22 protein-coding genes are annotated in these 25221 nt (G+C 64.0%); 20 read left to right on the top strand and 2 right to left on the bottom strand.

Annotation, left to right across the window (positions count from 1 at the left end):
• Positions 1-16: 16 nt before the first annotated feature.
• From J8C06_RS00970 to J8C06_RS00885, 18 genes are all read left to right on the top strand, one after another.
• Positions 17-1264, top strand: coding sequence for an ABC transporter permease (locus tag J8C06_RS00970; RefSeq protein WP_211428939.1), 1248 nt, complete (start codon positions 17-19; stop codon positions 1262-1264).
• Entirely contained in the window at positions 1257-3929 is a 2673-nt protein-coding gene (locus J8C06_RS00965) for a HEAT repeat domain-containing protein (RefSeq protein WP_211428938.1), read from the top strand. The genes J8C06_RS00970 and J8C06_RS00965 overlap by 8 nt, the downstream gene beginning before the upstream one ends.
• A 160-nt stretch (positions 3930-4089) precedes the next feature.
• Entirely contained in the window at positions 4090-4503 is a 414-nt protein-coding gene (locus J8C06_RS00960; RefSeq protein WP_211428937.1) for a PTS sugar transporter subunit IIA, read from the top strand.
• 79 nt (positions 4504-4582) lie between these two features.
• A complete protein-coding gene (locus J8C06_RS00955) occupies positions 4583-4867 on the top strand; it encodes an HPr family phosphocarrier protein (protein WP_211428936.1) in 285 nt (94 codons plus the stop codon).
• Positions 4857-6599 carry a phosphoenolpyruvate--protein phosphotransferase gene (gene ptsP / locus J8C06_RS00950; protein ID WP_211428935.1) on the top strand — a complete coding sequence of 581 codons (1743 nt, stop codon included), beginning with the start codon at positions 4857-4859 and terminating at the stop codon, positions 6597-6599. Before J8C06_RS00955 ends, ptsP begins: the two co-directional genes overlap by 11 nt.
• Positions 6600-6777: 178 nt before the next feature.
• Positions 6778-9222: an endonuclease MutS2 gene (locus tag J8C06_RS00945; RefSeq protein ID WP_211428934.1), complete on the top strand. Its 2445-nt coding sequence runs from the start codon at positions 6778-6780 to the stop codon at positions 9220-9222.
• On the top strand, positions 9219-9968 hold the full coding sequence (gene cobS, locus J8C06_RS00940) for an adenosylcobinamide-GDP ribazoletransferase (RefSeq protein ID WP_211428933.1): 750 nt from the start codon (positions 9219-9221) through the stop codon (positions 9966-9968). Before J8C06_RS00945 ends, cobS begins: the two co-directional genes overlap by 4 nt.
• The gene (locus J8C06_RS00935; protein WP_211428932.1) at positions 9940-10611 is read left to right on the top strand and encodes a hypothetical protein; all 672 of its coding nucleotides are present in this window, start codon (positions 9940-9942) and stop codon (positions 10609-10611) included. Before cobS ends, J8C06_RS00935 begins: the two co-directional genes overlap by 29 nt.
• A 9-nt stretch (positions 10612-10620) precedes the next feature.
• Complete coding sequence (locus J8C06_RS00930) at positions 10621-11268, top strand: peptidase associated/transthyretin-like domain-containing protein (protein WP_211428931.1); 648 nt, start codon at positions 10621-10623, stop codon at positions 11266-11268.
• Positions 11269-11311: 43 nt separating this feature from the next.
• Positions 11312-12466 carry a hypothetical protein gene (locus tag J8C06_RS00925; protein ID WP_211428930.1) on the top strand — a complete coding sequence of 385 codons (1155 nt, stop codon included), beginning with the start codon at positions 11312-11314 and terminating at the stop codon, positions 12464-12466.
• Between the two features lie 115 nt (positions 12467-12581).
• On the top strand, positions 12582-13991 hold the full coding sequence (locus J8C06_RS00920; protein ID WP_211428929.1) for a DUF58 domain-containing protein: 1410 nt from the start codon (positions 12582-12584) through the stop codon (positions 13989-13991).
• Between the two features lie 32 nt (positions 13992-14023).
• Positions 14024-14506: an LITAF-like zinc ribbon domain-containing protein gene (locus J8C06_RS15385; protein WP_211428928.1), complete on the top strand. Its 483-nt coding sequence runs from the start codon at positions 14024-14026 to the stop codon at positions 14504-14506.
• Positions 14507-14671: 165 nt separating this feature from the next.
• A complete protein-coding gene (panC, locus tag J8C06_RS00910) occupies positions 14672-15601 on the top strand; it encodes a pantoate--beta-alanine ligase (RefSeq protein ID WP_211428927.1) in 930 nt (309 codons plus the stop codon).
• A 4-nt stretch (positions 15602-15605) separates the two neighbouring features.
• Positions 15606-16109, top strand: coding sequence for a hypothetical protein (locus tag J8C06_RS00905; RefSeq protein ID WP_211428926.1), 504 nt, complete (start codon positions 15606-15608; stop codon positions 16107-16109).
• A 54-nt stretch (positions 16110-16163) separates the two neighbouring features.
• Positions 16164-16520 carry an aspartate 1-decarboxylase gene (gene panD, locus J8C06_RS00900; protein WP_211428925.1) on the top strand — a complete coding sequence of 119 codons (357 nt, stop codon included), beginning with the start codon at positions 16164-16166 and terminating at the stop codon, positions 16518-16520.
• A gap of 12 nt (positions 16521-16532) precedes the next feature.
• A complete protein-coding gene (locus tag J8C06_RS00895; protein WP_211428924.1) occupies positions 16533-17270 on the top strand; it encodes a lysophospholipid acyltransferase family protein in 738 nt (245 codons plus the stop codon).
• A gap of 89 nt (positions 17271-17359) precedes the next feature.
• Positions 17360-18304, top strand: coding sequence for a hypothetical protein (locus tag J8C06_RS00890; protein ID WP_211428923.1), 945 nt, complete (start codon positions 17360-17362; stop codon positions 18302-18304).
• A gap of 18 nt (positions 18305-18322) precedes the next feature.
• The gene (locus tag J8C06_RS00885) at positions 18323-19249 is read left to right on the top strand and encodes an ABC transporter ATP-binding protein (protein ID WP_246602050.1); all 927 of its coding nucleotides are present in this window, start codon (positions 18323-18325) and stop codon (positions 19247-19249) included.
• A 17-nt stretch (positions 19250-19266) separates the two neighbouring features.
• Here the strand turns inward: J8C06_RS00885 and J8C06_RS00880 are convergent, their stop codons facing one another.
• Entirely contained in the window at positions 19267-20097 is an 831-nt protein-coding gene (locus J8C06_RS00880) for an iron-sulfur cluster-binding protein (RefSeq protein WP_211428922.1), read from the bottom strand.
• 160 nt (positions 20098-20257) lie between these two features.
• Between J8C06_RS00880 and dnaG the strand changes: the two genes are divergently transcribed.
• Together dnaG and J8C06_RS00870 are read left to right on the top strand one after the other, a co-directional pair.
• Positions 20258-22150 carry a DNA primase gene (dnaG, locus tag J8C06_RS00875; RefSeq protein WP_211428921.1) on the top strand — a complete coding sequence of 631 codons (1893 nt, stop codon included), beginning with the start codon at positions 20258-20260 and terminating at the stop codon, positions 22148-22150.
• Positions 22147-23733, top strand: a complete 1587-nt coding sequence (locus J8C06_RS00870; protein WP_211428920.1) for a sigma-70 family RNA polymerase sigma factor — start codon at positions 22147-22149, stop codon at positions 23731-23733. The genes dnaG and J8C06_RS00870 overlap by 4 nt, the downstream gene beginning before the upstream one ends.
• A 17-nt stretch (positions 23734-23750) precedes the next feature.
• Here J8C06_RS00870 and J8C06_RS00865 read toward each other — a convergent pair whose 3' ends face one another.
• Entirely contained in the window at positions 23751-25220 is a 1470-nt protein-coding gene (locus J8C06_RS00865) for a carotenoid oxygenase family protein (protein ID WP_211428919.1), read from the bottom strand.
• Position 25221: the final 1 nt, after the last annotated feature.

The following is a 25221-nucleotide window of genomic DNA, read 5'->3' as shown; positions in this document are numbered from 1 at the left end:
ACACGAGGGGCGTCCCATGGGTTATGTGTGGTTCATCGCGTGGCGCTACACCCGCGCACGGCGGCGAGCTGCGCTTTCCATCGTGGCTGGGCTGGCCGTGATTGGCATCACGGTTGGCGTGTGGGCGCTCACGGCCGTGCTGGCCTTTCAAAGTGGGATGGAAGCCGAACTACAGGCCAAAATCCTGGCCGGCACCGCCCACCTCAACGTGCTGCGGCGCGGTGGACGGCCGCTCGAAAACCCGGGCGACTTGAAAATCCAGGTGACGCGCTTACCGGGAGTGCGGTCGGCCACGGTGACCACCTACCGCGAGGCGCTGCTTTCGAGCGGGTCACGGTCAGCCGCCAGCGTGCTCAAGGCGGTTGACCTCACGGAGTCGCCCGACGCACTCGAGCTGACGCGGACGCTGCGCGACGGCAGCCGACTGGCTGACCTTGCCCCGACCCGCGGCCCGGACGGCACCGAACTGGATGGCGTCATTCTGGGCAAGCGCCTGGCGCAAGAAGCCAACCTGCACGTGGGCGATGTGGTCGAGGCACTGCTTCCGCAGTCCCGTGGCGAGCTTTCGCCATTTGGACGACTGCCCACCGCCTACACCTTCCGCGTCGTCGGATTGTTTGAGTCTGGGTTGTATGAATACGATTCCGCGTGGGCCTACATCTCCCTCGACGCCGCCCAGCGGCTCACCGGTGAAGCGTCACCAGGCACCGTGCTCCAGGTGATGCTGGACGACCTCCAGACGTACCGCCAGGTTTCCGCCGCCCTGCAAGCCCAGCTTGGCGCGGATTACGTCATTGAAGACTGGGCGACGCTGAACCGGACCGCCTTCGCAGCACTCAACCTCCAACGCCTGGCCTTTGCCGTGGTCATCGGGCTGGTCATTCTGGTTGCTGCGCTCAATATCGTGACGACGCTGGTCCTGCTGGTCACGGAAAAGCGCCGCGACATCGCCATTCTGCGGGCGATGGGGGCGACGCCGCGCGCCGTGCTGCTCATCTTCGTCGCCCAGGGACTCGCCCTAGGGCTGGCCGGCGCGCTGCTGGGGGGAACATTCGGTGCAGCGACGGCGCTTGTTTGCGATCACTATGCCCTCATTCAGCTCGATGAGCGGATTTATTCCATTTCATCCGTGCCGTTTCGTTTCTCGGTATGGGATACCTTGACCGTGCTCGGCGTGGCGCTTGGCATGAGCCTGCTGGCAACCATCTATCCAGCCTGGCGGGCGGCCACGCTGCATCCGGTGGATGGATTGCGCCATGCGTAGCCGATGGGTACTTGCCTGGGGTCTGCTCGGACTCACCGCTGGGCTTGCCGGTCCGGTGACGGCCCAGGTCGCATCCGACCTAGATGATTGGCCGAAGCGGGCAGCCGCCCTGGCGGACACCGAGCCATGTGCTCCAGCGCTGCCCGCTGCCCTGGATGACCCGCACTGGTACGTTCGCGCGCGCGCCATTCAGAGGCTTGGGCAACAGCGTTGTTCTGCGGCCGTTCCGGCGCTCGTGGCGCGTTTCGACCGCGAAGACTGGGATAACCAGGCCCGGATCATCGTTGCCCTTGGGCAAGTCGGTGATGCGGCCGGCTTTCCGCTCGTGGCACGGGCAACCGAAGCTGAACCCAGCGTCCTCCGCGCCGTTGCGCTCGGTGCGCTGGAGGGCTTCGATGACACGCTGGTTGCGCCGGTTCTGACGCAGCTCATCGAAAAGCCCCTGACGCTCGATGAAAAACGGCTGGTGGCCAGGCACGTGGGGCGCTTGCGGCTGGAAACACTGGTTTCCAAGCTGGCGGGCTGGTTTGGGCAGGACGCAGAACTTGACCGTAGCCTTGCCCTAGCCTGGTATCGCACCGGCGACCAGTCGTTTGGCGCGCGCGTCATTGAAGACTTCGCACGCTTTGATGCGCCAACGCAGTTGCGGCTTTTGCAGGACTGGGCACAAGTGCCAGAAACGCGGGCAAGCGCCGTTCTCCTGACGATGGTGCAGTCGGCATCGCCGCTGCACCGGCTGGCGGCAGCCGAGGCCTGGGCGGCCTATGGTGCGCAGGCCCCACTGGCAGAGACCCTCGATGCGCTGCCGCTCCTGGATGCCGAAATTCAGCCCTTTTTCACGGCGACCCTGCGCGCGCGCCCAACCCGTGAAACGGTGGAAGCCATCATCGAGCGGCTGAAAGGTGACCCGCCGGCTGCTGCGCGGGCGGCCTACGTGGAGGTTCTGGCGTCGCTTGACCGCGATCAGGTCGCGCCCTTGTTGTTGGCGGCACGGCAGGCGCGCGTCCCGGCCATCGAGCCAGCACTGGAAAAACTCGGTCTGACGACCGACGCGCTCAACGCCCAGCTCGCTGACCCCGGACTCAGTCCGCTGGCACGGGTGGACGTGGCGCTTCGGCTGGGACAGTTGGGCGACGCCAAGGCCTTTGAAACCCTGCGGCAGTTGTTTGCTTCCGGCGACCAACCAACCCAGCACGCCGTCATGGCCGCTTTTGGTCAACTTGGCGACGCGCGCGCCGTCGAACTGCTTTTTGAGGCGCTCGATGACGATACGCCATCCATCCAGGCGGCGGCGGCAACCACGCTGGAGCGCCTTGGGGTAACGCCGGCGCGACTCCTGGCCAACCTGGATTCGCCGAACATCGGGCTGCGCGTCGAGTCCCTGCGCCTCTTGGGACGCCTTGGCCATGCCTCGGCCCTGGACCCGGTGGCGGCCCGCCTCCGGCATACCGAACCGCTCGTGGTGCGGTTGGCGGCCGCGGCAGCGCTGGGGCGAATGCGTCGGGCGGAAGCGGTGCCGTTCCTGGCCGGACTGTTGCAAGACCGGGAGCCGGCCCTGCGGTTGCAAGCAGCGACCGCGCTGGGTGAGGTTGGCGATGAACGGGCGGCAGCCGCGCTGCTGCCGCTGCTCCGTGAGCGGGATGCCCTGCTTGTGAGCGAGGTCGTCACCGCACTGGCCAAGACACAGTCAACGGCGGCGATGGCACCGTTGCTGACGACGCTGGAGCACCCGGACTGGCGGGTTAGGGCGGCGGCGGCCCGGTCGCTTGGGGATTGCAATGATGCACGCATTCCACCGGCGCTGGCCCTAGCGCTCCGGGACGCCTCGGCACTCGTTCGGTTTTATGCGCGGCAGTCGCTCCTGAAGTTGGCTGCCGCACCAACCGATGCGCTGCTGAGGCTGGTTGAACGGCGGGAGCCGCGCGGTTGGTATGGGGCCTACGAGGTCTTGCAGCAGCTAGCCCCAGAGGCGGCGCGCGAGGCACTCCTCCGGCAGCTCGATGCGCCCGATCCCAGCGCGCGCGCCCTGGCGGCCGCGCTACTGCCAGCTTACCAGGATCAACCAACGCTTGACGCGCTCTTGCGGCGACTGGACAGCGAAAACCGTTTTTCAGCCCGGTGGTGGCTGGCGCGCGCGATTGGCACGTTTGGCGAGACGGCACGGGAAAGTGCCGTGAAACGCGCCCGCTCAAAGCAGCCCCGGCTGCGCGCGGACGCCATGCGGGTTCTGGGTTGGCTGCCACCCAATCCCGAAAGCCGAACCGTCTTACGTGAGGCGCTGGCCGATGCCGACGCGCAGGTGCGGTCGGCCGCCGTCGAAGCCCTTGGACGACTTGGCGATGTCGCGGCGCTGGCGCCCCTGCTGGCGCGCCAGGCAGGTGAGTTCACCGTCACCCTGGACGAGCTAGCCGACGCGCTGCTGGCGTGCGGCGATCCGGGCCGGAACCTGTTGCGTCAGGCCGTGACGCGGAGTGATGCGGCCGTCCGGGCCGTGTTGCTTCAGCGGCTTGGCGAAGACGGCAACCCGGATGTGTTGCCGCTGTTACTGGATGCCATCCGTGACGCCTCCCCAGTCGTGCGCCGGGCCGCCCGACTGGGACTGGAGCGCCAGTCAGACGACCGCGCCGCGCAGGCCCTACGCGCGATGCCAGAAACCCTGCCTTGAAACCAGCGACACGGCAACGGACTCGTCAAGGCGGTGAAGCTATGCTATATAAAGCCTTCTTCGTGGCGCGTCGTTACTGAGCGTGGCCCGCGTCATGGGTTTTACCGGCTGCTATTTTCCGGGCCGCGATATTTCCTGAACAACATAGGATGGTTTTGCCATGCCCCGTGTCGGCGGTGTCATCATTACCCACGGACAACTCGCCACCGAGCTGCTTCACGCGGCGGAAATGATTGTTGGCGACATCAGTCACGTCCGCGCCGTTTCCATTGACTGGCATGATGACGTTGACACGGCCCGCGGCGTCATTGAACGCGCCATTGCAGAAGCCGACCAAGGCAGCGGAGTGCTGCTGCTGACCGACCTTTTCGGCGGCACGCCAACGAACTTGGTCATGACCTATACCGGAGCGACGCGGGTCGAAATCGTCACCGGCGTCAACTTACCGATGGTGATCAAGCTGGCAACCTCTCCCTCTGACTGGGGGCTGCTCGACATTGCCCGCTGCGTCACCGAACAAGGACGCAAAAACATCCACTTGGCGAGTGAGTTGGTCAAGGCACAGGCCAACTAGGTTCCGCTTCGCCAGTTGATTGCCACTTCATTCCCTGCATCGTTGCGTCCCCACCTGCGGCCGCGTCTGGATCGCCCCAATGTCCCTCGAATGCCTTGTCACCGTCAGCAATCCGCTTGGACTGCACGCGCGTCCGTCAGCCCGGCTCGTGACAGTCGCCAGTCAGTTCAAAAGCCGCATCCTCATTCGGCGCATGGATGATCTGTCGTTTGTGGACGCCAGTAGCATTCTGAGCGTCATGTTCCTGGCCGCGTCCCACGGAACACGGCTCGTCATCCGCGCCGAAGGGGAAGATGAACGGGCGGCGCTGGCGGCCGTGGTGGCGCTGTTTACGGAAACCCAGGAGTCATCCCATGTCTTCTAGTCCGCTAACTGACGCCGAACTCCAATTTACGGGATCGCCGGCCGCGCCTGGCGTCGGCTTTGGACAAGTCACGCGGCTTGTGCCACAGCATCGTCCCCCGCTCTTTATCAACGTCTTACCACATCGGGTCGCCCTGGAAATCGAGCGCGTCAAGCGCGCCATGCAGCGCGCCAGGCGCCATCTGGAAAGCGTCAAGCAGCACTTTCGGGAGCAAGCCGGCCAAAGTTCGGCCTACTTGCTCGATCCCTACATTCTCATGCTCGATGACGCAGTTTTGACGCAGGCGATTGAAGACAACATCCGCCACCACCGGATCAACGCTGAATGGGCGGTCAAACGGGCCGTGGAGGACTTGCTCGCTTCTTTTGAAAAGGTTCAGGACGGCTATCTCCGTCAGCGGCGGGATGACATCCGGGATGTCGGACAACGCTTGATCGGGATTCTATCGGGTCAGCCAATGCGGATGCCAAGCCTCGATGTGCCATCCGTCCTCTTTACGGAGGACTTGCTCCCGACCATGCTGGCCGAGCTTGATCCGACGAACCTGAGCGGCATTGTCACGGATGCTGGCGGCGTGATGACGCATGCGGCCATCATTGCCCGGAGCCTTGGCATTCCGGCCGTCTTCGGCGCGCGCGAGGCGCTCGATCATGGCGTTCCCGGAACGCCCTGCATCGTGGATGGCTCGCAGGGCGAGGTCATTCTCAACCCCCGGCGCGCAACCCAAACCATTTACCTTGGCCGCCGCGCGGTCGAGCAGCGCCTGCGCCGGGACGGACTGACCGCGGCCCGCTTGCCGGCCGTCACGCGCGACGGCGTCACCTGCCACTTACTCGCCAACATCGAAATTCAATCGGAACTGCCCGGCATCGAACGCTGTGGGGCCCAGAGCATTGGGCTGTTTCGCTCGGAATTCATCGTGCCGAGCGACGCCGACGCCCTGCCGGATGAAGACACCCAATGCGCCGCGTACCAAGCAGTCATGGCGGCATCGCCAGACCACATCGTTACGATTCGAACCTTTGACTTCAGCAGCGACACCTTGCCAAGTGACATCCGGGAGGTTGAGCCAAATCCGGCTCTGGGCTTGCATGGCGTCCGGTGGTGGCTTGCTCATCAGGCAACGGCCCGCACCCAACTGCGGGCCATCATCCGCGCAGCCGAAACTGGGCGGGTACGAATTCTCCTCCCTCGCGTGACCTGCTTGAGCGAACTGCAAGCCGCGCGCCAACTCCTCGACGAGGCGCTCGCGTCGCTCGGCATGGTCGGCCTGCCGACCAAACACATCGAGCTTGGCGCCATGATCGAAACCCCCGCGGCCGTTTTCATTGCTGACCGGTTGGCGCGGGAAAGCGACTTTCTCTCCATTGGGAGCAATGACCTAGTCCAATACCTGCTGGCGAGCGACCGGGGCAACGAACGGGTGAGTTATTTGCAGCAATCGCTCCATCCGGCCGTGCTGGCAAGCTTGAAAGTCATCGTCGCCGCGGCCGGCGCAGCCAACAAGCCGCTGACGATGTGTGGCGAGATGGCAGCTCAACCGGCCTGCGCCTTTGCTCTTCTGGGACTCGGAATTCGCCGCTTCAGTCTCTCGCCGGCAGCCTTGCCGGGCTTCAAATCCACGTTGCGCCGACTGTCGGCACGCGACGCCGAACAGTTCGTGGCACGGGCGCTGACGCTCGATACGGCCCGCGCCGTCGAGGCCTGCGCCGAGACCTACCTCAACGCCTGAGTTCGCTTCCTGGGTTTCGGTCATGGCAGGTCGCGCCGCTTTGGGCGCGCCAGTGGGTGTTCGCCGCGCGGCAGCGCGCCCGGTCCCTTCAGCTTTCACGCCAAACGGTTGACAGACGGCCCTGGTTTGGTCAGAAGTCGCATTGCCGCCAGTCCTGGCCCGTGAGAACCTCACCGTGATGCCTGAACCGACGTTCGTTGCTGATTTCGAGACACTGGAGTTTGACGCGATCCGCGCCCATCTGGCGCGTGAAGCCCGCACGCCCTATGGACGTGAGTTGGCGAGCGAACTCTTGCCCAGCGCCAACCCGGCCGAGATTCGGCGGCGACTGCGGCTAACGACCGAGACCCGCCAGTTTTTCACCGAGCAGGGCGGCTTTGGGATTGGCGACTTGCCCGATGTGCGCCCCTTGCTCGACCGCCTCAAGCCGGAGCACGCCACCCTTACGGTTGACGAACTCCAGGCGCTGGCCCGGACGCTGGACGCTGGCTTGCACGTTCGTGCCACGCTTCGTCCGCAGCGTGAGCGGTTTCCACGACTTGGCGCGATCGCCGACGCCATGCCCGACCTCCGGGATACCCTGGCGCGGGTACGCCGCATCGTCACGCCGGATGGACAGCTCGACGAAAGCGCCAGTCCAGAGCTACAGCGGCTGCGCTCCGAACAACGCATCCAGCATGCCCGCTTGCGGCGGATGCTCGAACGCCTGCTGCAACGGCGCGACCTGGAAGGCGCGTTCTCCGATGAGATCGTCACCCAGCGCCACGGCCGGTTTGTCGTCCCGGTGCGCGATGACAACCGGGGCAAGGTCGCAGGCGTCGTGCACGGGCTTTCCAGCAGTGGCATGACAGCTTTTGTCGAGCCATTGGAAGCCATCCCGCTCAACAATGAACTCACGCGGCTGCAAGAGCTGGCCGAGGCCGAAGTCACGCGCCTGCTGCAAACGGCTTCGGGCTACCTGCGCGACCAACGGGAAGCCATCACGCGGCTAGTCACAGCCATTGCCGAGCTTGACTTCGTCGCCGCCAAAGCCCGCCTTGCCGAACGGTTGCAGGCCGTCGAACCCATCGTTTCCGAACAGGGACGCTTTCACTTGGTCGCCGCGCGCCATCCGCTGCTCATGCTCGCGCTTCAGGCACAGGGGCGCGAGGTTGTTCCGTTGAGTTTCACCCTCGATGAAGCGCGGCGGGCGCTCATCATCAGTGGCGCGAACGCGGGCGGCAAGACGGTCGTGCTCAAAACCGCCGGCCTCTGCGTGCTGATGATGCAAGCGGGGTTGCTCGTTCCGGCTCAGGCCGCCGAACTACCCGCACTGGCCCAAGTCCGCGCCGACATTGGCGATCAGCAGTCGTTGGCCGCCAACCTCTCGACCTTTTCTTCCCACATCACCAAGCTGGCGGGTATCGCCGCCACGTTGACGCCGCCGGCGCTGGTGCTGCTCGACGAAGTCGGCACGGGAACCGACCCGGACGAAGGCGCGGCGCTGGCGCAGGCACTCATCGAGTACTTTCGAGGGCGCGGGGCCTACGTCATGGCCACGACCCATTTCAACGCGCTGAAAATTTACGCCGACACGACGCCAGGCGTCGTCAGCGCGGCGGTGTCCTTCGATCTGGAAACCCTGACCCCAACCTACCAGCTCTGCCTCGACACGATGGGAAGCTCCAGCGGCCTGGTCATCGCCCGGCGGCTTGGGTTGCCGGAGTCACTGATTGAGCAAGCCAAGGCATATCTCGGCGAACGGGACGTCGCGCTGGCGCGGTACGTGGCCGAACTCGAACGGCGGGTCACCGAAGCCCGCGACGCAGCCGCGGCGCTCGACGAGGAGCGCGCGGCCCTGGCCCACCGCTATGCCCAGCTTGAACGGGAGTTCGCGGCCCGCGACGCGGCGCGGCAAGCTGACTTTGAAGCGCGCGCGCGCCAACTGGCGGCTGATTTCGAGGCGCGCCTGTCGGCCCGGCTGGAACGAATCGAGCTGACCGAAAACCGCGAACGGCTCCGCCGGGAAGCCATGCGCGACTTGGCTGCGGCAACTGCCGACCTTCAGCGCGCGGTGTCCCCAGCCCAGACCGAATCACGTCCGTCAAAGCCCAAGTCGTCCGGTCGCGCGCCGCTCCCGGAGACGGCTGTCGCGCAGCCGGTGACATCGGCTTCCGAGCTGTGTCCGGGGGACCGCGTGCGAACGAGTTTTGGCACGCTGGGGCAGGTCGAGGCCATTTCCGGCGACGAAGTGACCGTGACCAGTGGCGCGCTACGGCTCAGGGTGCATGCCACGACCCTCGGCAAGCTTCCGCCGTCGCCGTCGAAAGCCACGCCAGCCGCGCCGCCCGCCCGGCAAACCCTGGTGGCCATGCACGATGTCGCGCCAAGCGCCCACGTCACGCCTGAAATCAACCTGATTGGACTGACAACCGATGAAGCCACCGAAGCCCTCGACCGCTACCTCGACCGCGCGACGCTCGCCGGACTCACCGAGGTGCGCGTCATCCACGGCATTGGCACCGGCGCGCTACGCAAGGCCGTAGAAGCGTTCCTAACCCATCACCCGCATGTCGAGCGGTTTGCGCGAGCTGACCGGCGACAGGGTGGGGACGGCGCGACCATCGTGAGCTTGCATCCATGATGGGACTACGCTTGTTTCTGGCGGCGGTGGCGTTTCTCACGCGCCTTCCCGTGCCGGCCTGGGCGCACCCCGATCCAAAGACGCTGGCGGCGGCCATGGCGTGCTTTCCGCTGGTTGGAGCCGGGTTGGGGCTTGGACAAGCCGGCTGCGCACTGGCGCTCTGGCCGCTGCTTTCGCCGGAGGCGCTGGCCGTCTTGCTCATCGCGTCGAGTGTCCTCGTCACCGGCGCGCTGCACTACGATGGGTTGGCCGATACCGTGGATGCGCTCGGTGGCGGCTGGTCGCGGGAGCAACGCCTGGCAATCATGAAGGATCCGCATATCGGGACGTTCGGCGTCCTGGCGTTGGTGCTTGCCGGGCTGGCACAGTTCGTGGCGCTCAAAAGCTTTCAGCAGGTTGAATCCCTGTGCCGGGCGCTCATCGTCGCGCCTTGCCTGGCCCGCCTGACCATCGTGTGGTTGGCCTGGCAACTGCCCTATGCCCGCGCAGAGGGCGGCAAGGGGCGGTTCGTGATGTTTCTCCACGGTGGACATGTGCTCGGCGCGGCGCTCATCGGCAGCGCGATTGTCCTGGGCATCGGTGGCCGGCTCGGTAGTTTGTTGCTGGCGCTCGCCGCGACACTGACGTTGCTGGCCGGATGGTATTTTCGGCGGCAGCTTGGGGGCATCACCGGCGATGCCCTGGGGGCGGTCAGCCAGACCTGTGAGATTATGGCCTATGGCGTTTGGGTTACGTTTCAGCCCTGAACCAAGTCAGCCGACAACCGGCGCGGCCGGCCGCCGACTGACTGCGGTGGTCATCCTGGCGCTGGCGCTGGCGGCTTGCGCGCGTGAGCCGTTTCGGGTTCGCCCCAAGACCGATCCGCCGGTGTCGGCGGCGCCGGCCAGTGTGGTGGCCGAAGCCGACTACGAAGTGCGCGCCCGCGCCATGCGCGATGGCAACGCGCTGGTGGATCGCTTTGACGCCAACCATCTCACGGCCGGCATGCTGCCGGTCTATGTGTGGCTGGATGCCCGCGCCATCCCCATTGACCTGAAGCTGGTTCGCTTTCGGCTGCGCGATCGAAGTGGGCAGCCTTGGCGGCAGTTGTCAGTCCGGCAGTCTGAAAAGCGGTTGATGAAGTCGTATGGCATCCGCGCCTACAGCGTGGATGGCTACCGGACGTTCCGCGCGCGCTACGATGGCTCAGGCTTTCCGACGACGGGCGGACTGCCGGCCGGAGGGCAGGCGGAGGGATTTCTCTTTTTTGAGATACCGCGTGCCCGGCAGGGTCAGCCGGTGGGCGATCTGACCCTCGACGTTGACATCCGGTTGACCGGGCAACGGCGCATCACACGCATCGAACTGCCGGCAGCGGATATGGTAACGTCCCCATCGCTGGAGGAGTAACTGGATTTTATGAACCACCCACGTTTTGGCTTGATGCTCCGCTTTGGCTTGATGGTTGGGTTAGGGTTAGGGGTGGACGGTCTGGGCGCGCCAGAAGCGCAGGCGCAGTTCTCGGTCACGGCCAGTTCGATGACCGTGCGCGGGCAGGTGCTCGAAGCTCAAACCAAACGCCCGCTGACCAACGTGCAAGTCCATGTGCGCACCGAGTATGACAATTACAAAACCCTGACCGACGCCCAGGGCTACTACACCATTCAAGTGGCGGCTGGGCGCGAGCTACGCAATTTTGAACTCATTTTTAGCCACTCCGACTATCGGGAAAAGTATTTCCACACGGCTTTTCAGCCAGTGCTGCGCGACGACCTGACGGCAACCGTCGAGCCGACGCGAGCGCGCGTCAAGTATCGCAAGAACAAGCTGGACATGCCCTGCGGTGACCGCAAGGCGCTCATCGCCAAGGGCGGCGACACGCTCGCCTGCACGTTTGGCTGTGAGGGCACGCCTTCGCTCACCGTTCGACTGCCGGCCGGCAACGAAATGACCATCGCGGCAGCGAATGGATTTTCACTCAAAATCACCGACGACAAGGTTGAGTTGCGGGGCGCGGAAAATCAGGCCGTGGCGTTACAAGTCACCGCCGTCATGTTCCGGCGCTGACCGGGGCGACCGTTTCACGAGGCAGGTTTCAGGGAGGCGCGTCATGGCAGATTATTTCGACCGATTCAGTGAGTGGCGGCGCAAGATTCAGAAAAAAGCCCAGGAAGTTGACGAACAGTTGGGGCTATCCGAAACCATCGAGAAGACGGTCGAGAAAACCGTTGAGCAAACCGGAAAACTCGCCGAGGAAGTGCGCCGGACGACGAGCCGGCTATCTTCCAATGTCCAGCGCGCGGCGGAAAGCACGCCGGACGTGGTACGGGAGGTTGTCCAGGAAGTCACGGAGGTCATCGAGGACGTTACCGACCGGCTGCCGGACGCGCGCGAGGTGACGAGCACCGTCTCCCACGTGGTTGAGACCGTCCGCGATGAGTTCAAGCACCTCGACGAAAAGCATCACGTCACGGAAAACCTCAAGCAGGCCGCCGAGAAGGTCGCCGGCAAGGTTGCCGAAGTCGGGTCGGACGCCATTCGTGGCGGCAGTGAAAAAGCCTCGGAAGTGGTGGGGCGGGCCGGCGAGGCGTTCGAGGCCGTCCGGGAGACGGCGCGTGAGTACTATGCGCGCGCCGAGGAGGCCTACGACTTCGGCGCGCGCGTCTTTCACGCGACGGTGGAAACCCGGGACGGCTACCGCAAGGCGCGCGCCTGGGTGCTCGCCAATCCCGGCACGTCCGCGCTCATGGGGCTTTCGGCGCTGGTGGGCTTCCGGCTGGGCGCGGCCTTTCCCGGACTCGACCGCATCGTACTGGGGCAATCACGGCACTGGCTCTTCCACAGCGGGCTTGCCGCCTATGGGGCCAAGCGGCTGGCCGAACACTATGTGGCGTTCCTTCGTGAGCAGGAATCGTTGATGGCGGAAGGTAAGCTCGACGAAGCCGCCCAAGCGCGGGTGACGTTCCAACGCCAAGCCGCGCGCTACGTTGGCGCGCCGTTGCTCGGCGCGTTCAACATCGCCTTGGGCGCGACCCTCTGGGCGGAAATCCTTTCACCCGGACGCATCGTTGGCTTTCCCATCAGCATCGTGCTGGGCGGCAATCCGGTCCTCGAAACCGTTTGGCTGTTTGGCAATGGACTGATGTGCATCTACACCGGCTATGAACTCGTGATGCTGGCGTTCGAGGACGAAGCCGAAGTGCAGCGGGTTGTCCGGGCCATTCGCGCGCTGCTTCCAGAAGCTGGAGGCTCACAGGCGGCCTAGCGCGCCGGCGCCGGGCCGGCAGGGTTATGGTCGCCCGTATTGTTGCGTGGCGGCGGTGAATCCGCTCAACGCCACGGTTTCCGTGATTGACAGCCGGTCAGGCATCCCCGCTCGCATGTTGCACCGACTTCGTGACCGTCTTGCTACGCCAAGCTTTCGCGCCGAACTCAAGCAGGCGGCGGTTGCCTTTGTCATCACCAGCCTGCTGTTCGGCGGTTCGTTCCTGTCGTTGTTTCTGGCCTTCACGGCTCAGTTCCTCTGGGTTTACGAAATCGCGCAGGCACTTTTCATTGCGTCGCTGGTGTTGGCGCTGCTCGGCGGACTCTACATCGTTCCAAAGCTTGCCCGCCGCGTACGCATGGAACTATCCCGGCTGGACATTAGCTACGCCCCAACCCAGGAGACGGCATTTTTCGTCCTGATTACGGTCATCGTGGCGCTGTCGGCCTTCAACACCGGCAACAACCTGCTCTATCTGATCTTTGCCGTGCTCATCAGCGTCATTGTTGCTTCGGGCATTGTCTCTGAAAGCATGCTGCGCGGCCTGAGCGTCGGATTGCGCTTCCCGGAGCATATCTACGCCGGACAGGCAACGTTGCTCGATGTGAGCGTGGCCAATGAAAAGTACCTCGTGCCTTCGATGTCACTGACGGTCGGCATGCGCCTGACGCAAAAAGCCGGCGCGCCAGTCGCCGCGACGGACAAGCGCGGGCAGCGCCGGTGGTGGGGCAAACCCAAGGCCGCGCCAAGCAAGCTGGACAACCTCGCGCACTTTGTCATTGCCGGGCCGCGGGCGAAGGTCCGGCAGACCGTTGAGCATACTTTTCCGGCGCGTGGACAGTACGATATTGTCGGCTTTACCATCACGACGAAGTTCCCGTTTGGTTTCCTGCAAAAGACGCGCCGCTTCGCGGCGTCGGGCGTCATTACGGTCTATCCAGCCGTGGACGCCGCCGTTCCGCTGCCGGCTGGACTCTCCGACGCGCTTGGCGCGCGCGAGACGAACCAGCGGGGACTGGGCGCTGACCTGTACGCCATTCGGCAGTACCGCGATGGCGACCGGCGGCGTGACATTGACTGGAAAGCCACGGCGAAGACCCGCAAGCTGATGGTGCGGGACCGCATGCGCGAAGATGACCGGCGCGTGACGATTCGGTTTGATCCGTGTCCGGGGCGGGAGCTTACTGCCGATGACCGCGCGGCGTTTGAAGCCGGGGTCGCGCAGGCAGCGTCACTGGTTACCCGGCTGGCGAAGTCCGGGACACTGGTGCGCCTCGTGACGCCCAACGCGACCACGGAGTTTGGCAATACGCCGCGTCACACCCACGACATGCTGCGTCTGCTGGCCGTCATTGAGCCAGGCGATGGGGTGGCGGATGGCAAGGAAGCACCGGAGCGACGACGGCGGATGGTGCGCGAGGCGTCTCCCGAAGTTGTCTTCGCCTGGAATGGACAACCCGCCTCCGGCGCTGTCGTCGCAAAGATTTCGTTTGATGAACTGCGGACGGCATCCACCGCATCGTGAGCTGGTCGCGCATCTTGACGGGGTGAGGGAGCATGATTGTTTGTGTCAACTGCGGGCAGATGAACGAAACGGCGGCCAGTCGCTGCCTGCGCTGCGGAGCATCCATTTTTGAGCTTCCGAGTTACCTCAACCCGTCAGATGCACGGCCGGTCAGCCCGCCGCCAACTGATCCGCCGACGCGCATTCAAGTGCCCCCTCCTTCCCAGGTAGCGCCCGCCGCGCCACCGCCGGCACACACTCCACAACCGACTGACCCGCTATCCCAGCCCTTCCAGGCCACTCCGCCGGTAGTGCTACAACCTATGTTGATTGTCCCCACAGTGGGGGTCGGCGGCAGCGTCATCTGCCCCCATTGCCAGACAAACTCACCGCCGCACATGCGAAGCCGGGTGGCTCCTGGTGGCTGGATCACTATGGCGATTCTGTTGCTGCTTTGCTGGCCGCTGTTTTGGATTGGACTACTGGTTCGTGAGGACTACTTGCGGTGCAGCAATTGCGGCAAACGCTTGACATAGCCAAACATAGCCAAGTCACGCTTTTCGTTGAGGTCGGTTCGGTGATAACAACGTGGAAAACATTTGCGCTGGCGTGACACAGCGCGTAATGTCTCGCCTTTATCCTTGAAACGTGGACGCGCCGCGCCTGGCGCAGGTCACGGCTTGGGAGGCGTTTGGTCAGGCATGAAAATCATTCGTGAGCCACACGAAATGCAACAGACCGCGCTCACGCTGCGAGACAAAGCCATCCGGATCGGACTCGTGCCGACCATGGGCGCGTTCCACGACGGTCACGTTTCCCTGATGCGCCGCGCCAAGCACGAAAACGATGTGTGCGTGGTGTCGTTGTTCGTCAATCCGCTCCAGTTCAATGACCCGGCGGATTTGGAACGCTACCCACGCAACGAAGCCGCCGACCTGGAGATCGCCCGCTCCGTTGGGGTGGACATCCTTTTCATGCCGAGTGTCGCGGCCATGTATCCGCCTGACGCCCAGACCTTCGTTGAAGTCACGCGGGTTTCCCAACCGCTGTGCGGCGGCAACCGGCCCGGACACTTTCGCGGCGTGGCGACCGTCGTGGCCAAGCTCTTGATGATTACGCTGCCGCGCCGGGTGTACTTTGGGCTGAAGGACTACCAGCAGTGCCGGGTCGTGGCGCAAATGGCGCGTGACCTCTACTTTCCGCCCGACTTGGTGTTTTGCCCCACGGTTCGGGAAGCCGATGGCCTGGCGATGAGTTCACGTAACGTTCGGCTTTCCCCGGAGGAACGCCGCGCCGCCAGCATCCTGCCGCGCGCCTTGGAGCTGGCGCAGGCACAGTTCGCCGCCGGAGAAACGAACCCGGCCGCCATTCAAGCGCGTGTGCGGGACTGTCTCCTCAGCGAGCCGTTGGCTTCGATTGAATACGTCGAGGTCGTTGACGCGCAAACGCTCGAACCGATTGCCGACATCGTTCAACCGGCGCTGGTCGCCATCGCGGCCCGGCTTGGCGACACGCGCCTCATTGACAGCGTCGTACTGACCCCGCCCCAATCGGAGCCCGAACCGCCCGCGTCCGAGCCACTCGATATTTCGGATGTGCCACATCGAACCACCGGCCACCACGAAAGGTAAAACGATGCCGAACTCCGCACTTCAGGCAGCTTGGTCAAAACTTGGCGCGTCGGCGCTCCTGGTCACGGCGCTGTTGGCAGCGGGGACTTACGCCCAAGCCGTGGACGACCGCAGCCGCACAGTGGTCAACAGTCCGGTCGGCCACCAACAACTCCTGGGGCGTCACAAGTTTCAGTTGCACTGGATCAGTTGGGGTGAATGGAAAACGTTTGGGGACTTGACAGTTACCAACCAAGCCGGACAGCTCGTCATCAAGGGAGCGTACAGTGATCGCAAGACCGGAGATTACATCGAAATTGACGGCATCGTGACCCGCGTAGAAGACCGAACCTTTGACTTTCAGGGGAAAATCGTGACTCGTGTCAGCTACATCAACGGCGGCAACCCCTGTACGCGCGAGGGCGACATGACCTTTGCCATCACCGGCAAGCGCCGCTACTGGCGACTCCAGCAAATGCAAAACCCCTGCGACACAGCAACCGATTACGTTGATATTTTCCTGCGTTGACCATTGACGCCGAGCGGCGACCGGGCGGACGCCGGCTCAGTGATGTGATTGCCTATGTTTCGCTTGATGCACAAATCGAAAATTCACCGCGCAACGGTGACGGAAGCCAATCTCAACTATACGGGCAGCTTGACGGTTGACCAGAATTTGCTCGACGCGGCCGACATCCTGCCCAACGAGAAAGTATCGGTCGTCAACATCAATACCGGCGCACGGTTTGAAACCTATGCCATTTCCGGGCCGCGCGGGTCGGGGGTCATTTGCCTCAACGGCGCGGCGGCCCGGCTGGGAACGCCCGGCGACCTGGTCATCATCATTTCCTATGGGTTGTTCACGGACGAGGAAGCGCGCGGTCTCACGCCCAGGGTGGTCAAGGTGGATGCTGCCAATCGTCCGCTGAACGAGGCATAGTTCCTTTCGGTCGTGCTTCCGGCGCAGCCATCGCCCCTGTTTCAACGGGTAGCCCACTACTACAACGGACGCCTGTTGCGCCGCGCTTTCCATGCCGTGTGGTGGCGCGGCATCGAGGCGTTCACCACACGACCGCATCGCCCACTGCTCATCTATGCCAATCATCCGGGATGGTGGGACCCACTGCTCGCCTTCTTCGTCGTCCGGCGAACGGAGCGGGATGGCTACATGATGGGCGAGGAAAAGACGCTGCGCACCTTTCGCTTCTTTCGATGGATGGGGGGCTTTTCGGTGGACCGCACCAACGCCCGCGATGTCGCGCAGTCCATCCGCTATGCCAGCGAACGGCTGGACGGCCCGGCAACGGCGCTTTGGATGTTTCCCCAGGGAGCAATCGTGCCCCCTGATAAGCGCCCGGTCGCCTTCTTTCCCGGTGTCGCCCATGTTGTCCGGCGCGCGCCGGACTGCATCGCCATTCCGGCAGCTATTCGCTACGAGTTTGACGACCAGCCGCGCCCGGAAGTGTTCCTTGATTTTGGCGCGGGCGAGGCGGGGCGTGACCTGGCCGCGCGGGACATCACGACCCTGACCCACCACCTGCAAGCGCGTCTCACCGAACGGATGGACGCCTTACGGGAAGCGGTTTGGGAACGTCGGCGCGAAGGCTTCACGCTGGCGCTGCGCGGGCGCCGGTCCATCAGCGACCTGTATGCCGATGCCGTTGCCCGGCTCACCGGCCGGCCCGGTTGACGCTTGCCACAAAGCGCAGGCTGTGTCATAAATCCTTATTATTTTTTGCAGTTCTATCCATTCTCTGCGCCGTCAGGAGCCTTTGAGCCATGTCAGAAGCCAATCCTTCAGCCCGCCACCGCCTCCGGTTGGCCGCCGCACTGGGCGGCGGACTGCTGGTCACGACCGTTTTCTTCTCGCCAACCGTGCGTGCCGTTGGTCAATCGTTTCTCGAGGCTTTTCGGGCGCCCCGCGTGACGGCGATTGGACTCACTAACCAGCAGCTCACAGGGCTGCACGCGCGTCTCAACCAGATAGAGTCCAAGTTCGATCTGGCGGCACTCATCGGCGAAAACGTGACCGTCCAGGCATCGGCGGCGCAGTCCGTCAAGGTTGCTTCGTCGAGCGAGGCCGAGCGCCTGGCGGGCGTGCACGTTCGCACGCCGACGTGGCTGCCCGATGGCGCGACGGTCGAGCACCTCACCGTCAAGGCGGACGGCGGAGCCGTGCAGTTCAAGGCCAATGTGGCTTTTGCCAACCAAGTGCTGGATTTTCTGGGACTCCACGATGCCCTGCTACCCACCTCCATGGACGGCCAAACGGTGGCAGTCAAGCTGGGCAGCCGCGTGGAAACGTCCATCGCCCGTGGGAAGCACCGTATTTTACTGTTACAGGGGCAGTTGCCCGAAGTCACCCTCCCGGAAGGCGCGTCCCTGACCCCCATTGGCTACGCCTACTTGCGAATGTTGGGCCTCGACACGGCGCAGGCTCACCAAATCGCTGCCACGACCGACTGGCGTTCGACCCTAGTCGTTCCCTTTCCGGCGGAGGCGCAACAAATCCGGCAGGTCATCGTGCGCGGCCAACCTGGCTTCCTGTTCTCCTCGTCGGCGCGTTCCCTGAGTACGGACGAGGAGCAACCGCGCCGTGGACGGCGCCGGCGGCCGGATGATGAAGTCATCAACGTGATGTGGACCGAAGGCAACCAGGTCTTGATCCTCCTTGGTGGACTGACCGAGTCGGACGCCCTGGCCATTGCCAATGCCTTGCAGTAGCGTCCAAACGGACTGTGCGTGAGTGGCTTGAACGACACGTGGGTCATCGAAACCGAAGGGCTGCGTAAGGCCTTTGGAAGCAAAGTTGCCGTCGCCGATCTTTCGCTCCAAGTGGCCGCTGGTGAGGTGTTTGGCTTCCTGGGACCGAATGGAGCCGGCAAAACCACCTCCATGAAGATGCTTCTAGGTCTTGTCCACCCGACCGGTGGATCGGGGCGTGTCATGGGCCACCCGGTCGGCTCACGCGAGTCGCGCCGGGAGGTTGGGTTTTTGCCCGAGCACTTCCGTTTTCACGAGTGGATGACTGGCCGCGAGCTGCTCGACTTTCACGGCCAGTTGTACGGCCTCGACGCCCCAACCCGCGCCCAGCGCCTGACCCAGCTCCTTGCCGACGTCGATTTGACCGATGCCGCCGACCGCCCCCTGCATACCTACAGCAAGGGCATGCAACAGCGGCTTGGCCTGGCGCAAGCGCTCATCCACCGGCCGAAGCTGGTTTTTCTTGATGAGCCGACTTCGGGCCTTGACCCAATCGGACGCATCCTCGTGCGGGACCTCATTTTGCGCCTCCGCAGCGAGGGCGTCACGGTCTTCTTCAACTCGCATATCCTGGGCGATGTGGAAGCCGTCTGCGACCGGGTCGTTTTTCTCAAGCGCGGCCGCGTCATCCATGAAACATCACTGCGTGATGGCGTTGCCCCAGAGTTACGCCTCACGCTCGACGGCGTCTCGGATGACCTGATCCAGGGTCTGACAACCCTTGGAACGGTGCTCAATGCCACCGAACGCGACGTGTGGATGCGGATTGCGGATGAGTCCCGCGTCCCGGAGATCATCCGTTGGCTGGTCAATCAGGGCGCGAGCGTGCACAGCGCAAGCGTCCAACGCCCATCGCTGGAGACACTCTTTTTGGAGACCATAGGACCGGATGAACGCGCCGGGTAAGCCACCAGGCGGACGCCCTACGCCGTCCAGTTGAGTTCATCGGCCCGAAAGACCGGGCCCTCGACACAGGCCCGCCGGTAATCGCCGTCGCCCGCCTGGCTTTGCACGGCCACCACGCAACCAACACAGACGCCAAAGCCACAGGCCATCCGCTCTTCAACGGAAACGTAGGTGAGAAGGCAGGCCCCGGCCGTCAGCGCTGCCACCCGGGCCAACATCGGATGCGGTCCACAGGCATAGACCACGAACTTTCCGGCGCGAACGTCCGCCTGATGCTCGCGCAAAAACCGCTCAAACGGCACGGTGACGAACCCGGTCACGCCCTGCGAGCCGTCATTCGTCGCCACATGAACCGGCACCCCCAGCGCCGTGAAATCTTCCAGCCCGATCAAATCCACCCGCGAGCGCCCACCGAGAAAAAGCCGGGTTGGTACCTGTTCCCGCTTGAGTCGTTCGGCCAGGGCTAGCAAGGCGGCGCTGCCCACACCGCCGGCGACCAGCAAGGCCTCGCGTCCCCCGACGGCCACCGGCGCCGTGTCGAACGCTTTGCCGAGCGGGAGCAGGGCGCGCACCGCATCGCCGGCGTGCAAGCGTTGTAGGGACTGCGTGCCGCGCCCGAAAACTTGGTACATGAACTCGAGTTGACTGCCTGACACGGCAGCTTGGGTCGTTGCGCGGACGCGATAGATGGCCATGGCGCGCCGCCAGAGAGGTTCGAGCGCGCCGGCCGGCTTGAGCATGGCGAATTGCCCTGGCGTAAAGGCAATTTTTTCCTCCGTCACCAGTGTCAAGTGACCATAGCTGCCAAAAGTGCGGTTTTCAGTGACCGTGAGCGTGAGGTCCTTCATGACGTTGTGCCTTGTAGCCAAGCCCAATCCATCTGACAAGGGCAAGCCCGCGCGCGCCGGTCAATCCGGCCCACCAACCGGTTGCCGGAACCGGACGGAGAGGCTTGCATCTCCGCCACTGGCGGAGTAGCCATGGGCAGCTCAAACCGATCGCACTGCCATGCCGCTCGACCGTCAAACCGTAGATGATATTCGCGCTCAAGCCGACATCGTGCGCGTGATCTCGAACTATGTCACGCTACGCAAGCGCGGTGCGAACTACCTGGCCTGCTGCCCATTTCATCACGAAAAAACGCCGAGCTTCAACGTGCATCCCGGCAAGCAGGTCTTCAAGTGCTTTGGGTGTGGCGTGGGAGGCAACGTGTTTTCGTTTGTCATGCGCATGGAAAGCGTCAGCTTCGCCGAAGCCGTCCGCCTGGTGGCCGAAGCCTGCGGCTTGCCGCCACCGGAAGCCCGCGCCGTCGCGCCGGATACCGCGCGGGAGGCTGAAGAGCGGGAGCGGTTGCTGCGCCTGCACGACCTGGCCGCCCAGTTTTTCCAGAACCAACTCGCCTTGCCAGAGCACTATGCCGCCCGTGACTACCTTGCCCAGCGCGAGGTTTACGAATCCACCACTGCGGCCCTGGGCATCGGCTACGCGCCTGATCGGTGGGAATCACTCAGCCGGTTCCTGCGCGAACACGGCGCCACCACCGGAGACCTCGAACGCAGCGGACTCGTCACGCTCAAGGAAGGTAGCCCCGGCCATTATGACCGTTTCCGTGGACGGATCATGTTCCCCATTGCCGACGCCCAGGGACGCATCATCGCCTTTGGCGGTCGCGTGCTTGGGGATGGCGAGCCAAAGTACCTCAACTCGCCCGAAACGCCGCTGTACGTCAAAGGCAAGCACCTCTTCGGGCTGCACTTGACCAAGGAAGCCATCCGGCGCGCCGGTTTTGCCATCGTCGTAGAAGGCTACATGGACTTCCTGCGGCTGTATCAATCCGGCGTGCGCAACGTCGTGGCGACCCTCGGCACGGCGCTCACCGAAGCCCAAGTACGCCAGTTGCGGCGCTATCTCGAAACGCCCAAGGTCGTCATCAACTTCGACAGCGACCGCGCTGGCCAGGCCGCGACCCGCCGCAGCTTCGAGCTGTTCCTGGAACAAGGCTTTCGCGTCAACGTGCTGTATCTCCCTGAAGGCAAAGACCCGGACGATTTCATCCGCGTGCGTGGCGCGGACGAATACCGCGAACGGCTCAAGCAGTCGCAGCCGCTCATCGAGTACCTGACCGACTTGGCGCGGTTTGAGTACGATGTGTCACGTCCGGCCGGGCAGGCGCAGGCAGTCAACGCTGTGCTGCCCTACATCAGCAAAATCAACGATGCCATCGAGCGCGACCTAGCGGCAGAACGGCTGGCAGATCGGCTGCGGCTCGACGCCGCGCTGATTCGGGATGAACTGCGGCGCTCGGCCCGTGAGCGACGGGCGGAAATCCAGCCCGAAACCATCGAAGTCACCGGCAAACTCACCCTGATCGAACGTGACGTGCTGTGCGCGGTGCTGGCGCATCCACCACTGTGCGCCGTGGCCTTTGCGGCGTTGAGCGATGACTTGATAGATGGCTTGCCGGGGCGCGTGTTTTTTCGGGCGGTGCGGGAAGTTTACCAGCGCGGCGAGCCGTTCACCTATGCCGCCCTGGCCACGGCCGTCGCCCGGTGGCAGCGGGCCGAAACCCAGGCCGACCCGCACGGGCAATTCGTTTTTTTTGCCGATGGGCCAACCGTCGCCACGCCGCTCGACCTGGAGATGGAAAACTACGTGGCGGAACTGCTCTTGCGCGCCGAGCCGCCGGAAGATGAAGAAAGGGCCGCCCGCTACCGGGCCGTGTTGGACGATGGGCTGCTCATGCTTCGGCAGCAGCACATCGAGCGACAGAGCGCCGCGCTCCACCAGCGCGTCCGAGAGACTGAACCGAATGATGGAGACTTGGCCCTGCGCCATGCCCACGAGCGATTGCAGCTCAAGCGCGCGCAGTTGGCGGCCTTCCGGGAGCGGCAGCAAAGATGATGGACGGCAACACCGACGACATTCTGGCACGGATCGCCGGGGCAGCGCGCGGCAAGGCCTTTCTATCGTTCGATGAACTCAACGCGCTCTTGCCGCCGCGCATCACCGATGTGGCGCTGATTGAAGACCTGCTGGCGACCTTGGAACAGCGTGGCGTCCGCGTCGGAGAAGAACACGAACGCCCATCACGAACCGCTGCCTCACCGGCGCGTGAAGCCCCGCCGGCGCCACCTGGGCCGGCTTCGCCAACGGCGTTTTTTGAAGACCCGTTGCGCCCATACCTGCAAGACATGGGCCGCATTGCCAAGCTGTCCGCCGAAGACGAAGCGGCGCTGCTCGCCGGGCTGAAGCGCGCCGATGCCAGGTTTCGCAAGCTTCTGACGCGCATTCCCGCCGCGGCCGGACAGGTTCTCCAGCAAGCCGAAGCCGAGGATTCAACGGGCAGTGCGTCCGTGTGGTTTGATCCGCGGACGCCGCCGACTGACAAGGACTCACAGACCGACAGTGCGCCGGCAACTGAAACCGCGCCACTCGTGGCCTGGCCAGACGCGGTAGCGCAGCTTCGCGCAGCCCTTGAAACCGTACAGCAGGAGCACGCCAGTTTGGCCGCCGTGCAGGACGTTCCAGCGGCGGCGGCTTGGCAGCGGCGGCGCTTGGCGCGGGCGCGAATTGACTTGGCGCGCCTGGTTCAACGGCTGCCCCTGTCGCGCGTGGGCTACGTTGCGCTGCTCGAAAAGCTTGAACAAGCGCACCGCGCCGCTTCCCCCTGGTTGGTCGTCGCGGCAACGCCAGAGGTCGTCAGACAGTGGTTGCAGGGCGCGCGGCAAGCCTTCGACCGGGCAACTGCGGCACGCCAACGGCTGGTCGAAACCAACCTGCGGCTGGTCGTGTCCGTCGCCAGGCACTATAACCACCGGGGATTGAACCTGACCGATTTGATTCAAGAGGGCAATCTGGGCCTGTTGCGCGCGGCCGAGCGGTTTACCGGGCAACGGAATGAACGCTTCGCTTCCTATGCCACCTGGTGGATTCGGCGCGCCATGGCGCAGGCGCTCAGTGAACAGCCGCGCCTCATCCGCTTGCCAGCCGCCGTTCGCGCCGAACTCACCCAAATGCTGGAGGCCATGCACCGTTTGACGCTCCAGCTTCACCGTGAACCCAACCAGACCGAACTGGCCCAGGCGCTGGGGTTTTCGCTCGAAAAAGTCCAGTCTCTGCTTCGGCTGGCGCAGCCACCGGTGAGCCTTGAAACACCGGTTGGCGACGAGGAAGAGACCACCCTTGGCGATTTCATCGCGGACGCCCATGCGGCCAATCCGCTCGACGATGCGGCGCGGAGACAGCTCCGGCAAGACCTCGACGCGGCGCTCCAATCCCTCAATGCCCGTGAAGAAAAGGTGCTGCGGATGCGCTTTGGGCTAGACCGGGATGGGAGAGCTTACACCCTTGAAGAAGTCGCCCAGTTTTTTGCGCTCCCGCGGGACAGCGTCCGGCGCATCGAGGCAGACGCCATGCGCAAACTACGGCACCCGGCTCGCAGTCGCGCGCTACGCCAGTTCCTGGAGGGCGACGACGAAGCGTGACGGTCGTTCTGGACTCGTCAGGGGTTGCGTGCCGGGACAAACTGACCGTGCAGGCCATAGGGGACGATGTCCCGCAGATGCAGTCGCGCCAGCGGCCCGTTGGCAAGGTTCTGGGCATCGAAGACGGCCAGGCTGCTGGTCGCGCGCGGCGCATCGAACACCATCTGGAGCAAGTAACCGGCATTTTCTTCTACTTGGTCTTCCGCCACGCCGGGCTTCGGGACGAAGACTGGTTCGCCGACATACCCCTTCGGCGCAAAGCTGTAGGTCTGAGCTGTGCCGGTCTTCGTGTCGTAGGCCAAAACGCCCTGGAGCGGCGCATTGCCGGTCGGCGCGTCCGCCATGGCCATAAAGGCCCACCGATGCGGCTGCCCCACGCGCTTGGGATGGACGCTCGGAAACTCCACGGCGCGTTCCATCAAACGTTCGCGCTTGGTTTCACCAGTCGCCAGGTTGACTGTGAAGCGGAAAAGCTGCGAAGCCGCGATCTTTTCAATCTCAACCTGCCGATACATTGTCCCCGGCTCAAGCGACGGGAAGGTTTCATAGGCAATCGAATCCACGGTCAGGATGTCATCCGCCAGGTGCGCGTTGACGTGGTGGAACACAAAACAGGCGTCGGTTTCATAGGTGCGCATCCGCCCGCCGGCGCGCGGCAGCAGGTGAATCTTCGTCGGGCGACTGGCTTGAAAGACCAGGCATTCAGCCGCGCCCCGGAAGCCGAACCAGTACGGCAGGGGATTGACCGTGACCGGGTTCTGAAAAAACACGGCGTAGTCATCGGTCAGCGCAAAATCGTGGATGAACGCAAAGCCCGGCACTTCCCACCGATGCTGTGCCGTCACCTCCAGGTCGGCATCGAGCGTGTAGAGCGTCACCGTGGAAGAAAGCCCCGGCTGGATGCCAAAGTTGACCATCTGCCCCGTTCGGCGGTCGTAGCGTGGGTGCGCCGCAAAGTTGGCGCTGCCAGCCAGAGCACCACCCAAGTCATCTTCACCAAGCGTCTCCAAGGTTTGTGGATCCAGCGCGTATGGCTTACCGCCTTCCCAAAGCGCCAGCAGCTTTTTGGGCGCGTAGGCGACATTCGTGTTGGCAATGTTTTTGGCCTGAAGGTCAAACGCATTGGCCAGCCAGCCGCCGGGTTTTTGCGTCCCAAACACGCCCCGCTGCAAGAACCGTCCGGCCTTGGACTCGGCAACGAAACCCTTGGTCTGGACGTACCGGTTCCGAAACCGCACGCGCCCATCGCCGGTGAAGTCAAACACGCAGACCATGCCGTCGCCGTCGAAAGGGTGCTGGACAGACTGTCCACCCCGTTCGAGCAGTCCTGGGCCGTTTCGGTAGAGCGTGCCGCGCAGATCAGGCGGCAGCGTTCCTTCGATGTCGTCAATCCAGTAATCGCGTTCTTCGGTGAGCGACGTGTAGCCGCGTACCCAGTCGTCGCGGTTCCAACGCCGGGTTTCTGGTTGTGGAGCGGGAGCAGCCATG

The organism is Chloracidobacterium validum (assembly GCF_018304825.1).
Taxonomy (GTDB): domain Bacteria; phylum Acidobacteriota; class Blastocatellia; order Chloracidobacteriales; family Chloracidobacteriaceae; genus Chloracidobacterium; species Chloracidobacterium validum.
Note: the sequence above shows the minus strand (reverse complement) of the source record. Positions and strands in the feature narration are given on the sequence as shown.

Bases quoted from the DNA above. Each gene is read 5' to 3' on its own strand.
- J8C06_RS00970 (WP_211428939.1), top strand. From the start codon at position 17: ATGGGTTATGTGTGGTTCATCGCGTGGCGCTACACCCGCGCACGGCGG.
- J8C06_RS00965 (WP_211428938.1), top strand. From the start codon at position 1,257: ATGCGTAGCCGATGGGTACTTGCCTGGGGTCTGCTCGGACTCACCGCT.
- J8C06_RS00960 (WP_211428937.1), top strand. From the start codon at position 4,090: ATGCCCCGTGTCGGCGGTGTCATCATTACCCACGGACAACTCGCCACC.
- J8C06_RS00955 (WP_211428936.1), top strand. From the start codon at position 4,583: ATGTCCCTCGAATGCCTTGTCACCGTCAGCAATCCGCTTGGACTGCAC.
- ptsP (WP_211428935.1), top strand. From the start codon at position 4,857: ATGTCTTCTAGTCCGCTAACTGACGCCGAACTCCAATTTACGGGATCG.
- J8C06_RS00945 (WP_211428934.1), top strand. From the start codon at position 6,778: ATGCCTGAACCGACGTTCGTTGCTGATTTCGAGACACTGGAGTTTGAC.
- cobS (WP_211428933.1), top strand. From the start codon at position 9,219: ATGATGGGACTACGCTTGTTTCTGGCGGCGGTGGCGTTTCTCACGCGC.
- J8C06_RS00935 (WP_211428932.1), top strand. From the start codon at position 9,940: ATGGCGTTTGGGTTACGTTTCAGCCCTGAACCAAGTCAGCCGACAACC.
- J8C06_RS00930 (WP_211428931.1), top strand. From the start codon at position 10,621: ATGAACCACCCACGTTTTGGCTTGATGCTCCGCTTTGGCTTGATGGTT.
- J8C06_RS00925 (WP_211428930.1), top strand. From the start codon at position 11,312: ATGGCAGATTATTTCGACCGATTCAGTGAGTGGCGGCGCAAGATTCAG.
- J8C06_RS00920 (WP_211428929.1), top strand. From the start codon at position 12,582: ATGTTGCACCGACTTCGTGACCGTCTTGCTACGCCAAGCTTTCGCGCC.
- J8C06_RS15385 (WP_211428928.1), top strand. From the start codon at position 14,024: ATGATTGTTTGTGTCAACTGCGGGCAGATGAACGAAACGGCGGCCAGT.
- panC (WP_211428927.1), top strand. From the start codon at position 14,672: ATGAAAATCATTCGTGAGCCACACGAAATGCAACAGACCGCGCTCACG.
- J8C06_RS00905 (WP_211428926.1), top strand. From the start codon at position 15,606: ATGCCGAACTCCGCACTTCAGGCAGCTTGGTCAAAACTTGGCGCGTCG.
- panD (WP_211428925.1), top strand. From the start codon at position 16,164: ATGTTTCGCTTGATGCACAAATCGAAAATTCACCGCGCAACGGTGACG.
- J8C06_RS00890 (WP_211428923.1), top strand. From the start codon at position 17,360: ATGTCAGAAGCCAATCCTTCAGCCCGCCACCGCCTCCGGTTGGCCGCC.
- J8C06_RS00880 (WP_211428922.1), bottom strand. From the start codon at position 20,097: ATGAAGGACCTCACGCTCACGGTCACTGAAAACCGCACTTTTGGCAGC.
- dnaG (WP_211428921.1), top strand. From the start codon at position 20,258: ATGCCGCTCGACCGTCAAACCGTAGATGATATTCGCGCTCAAGCCGAC.
- J8C06_RS00870 (WP_211428920.1), top strand. From the start codon at position 22,147: ATGATGGACGGCAACACCGACGACATTCTGGCACGGATCGCCGGGGCA.
- J8C06_RS00865 (WP_211428919.1), bottom strand. From the start codon at position 25,220: ATGGCTGCTCCCGCTCCACAACCAGAAACCCGGCGTTGGAACCGCGAC.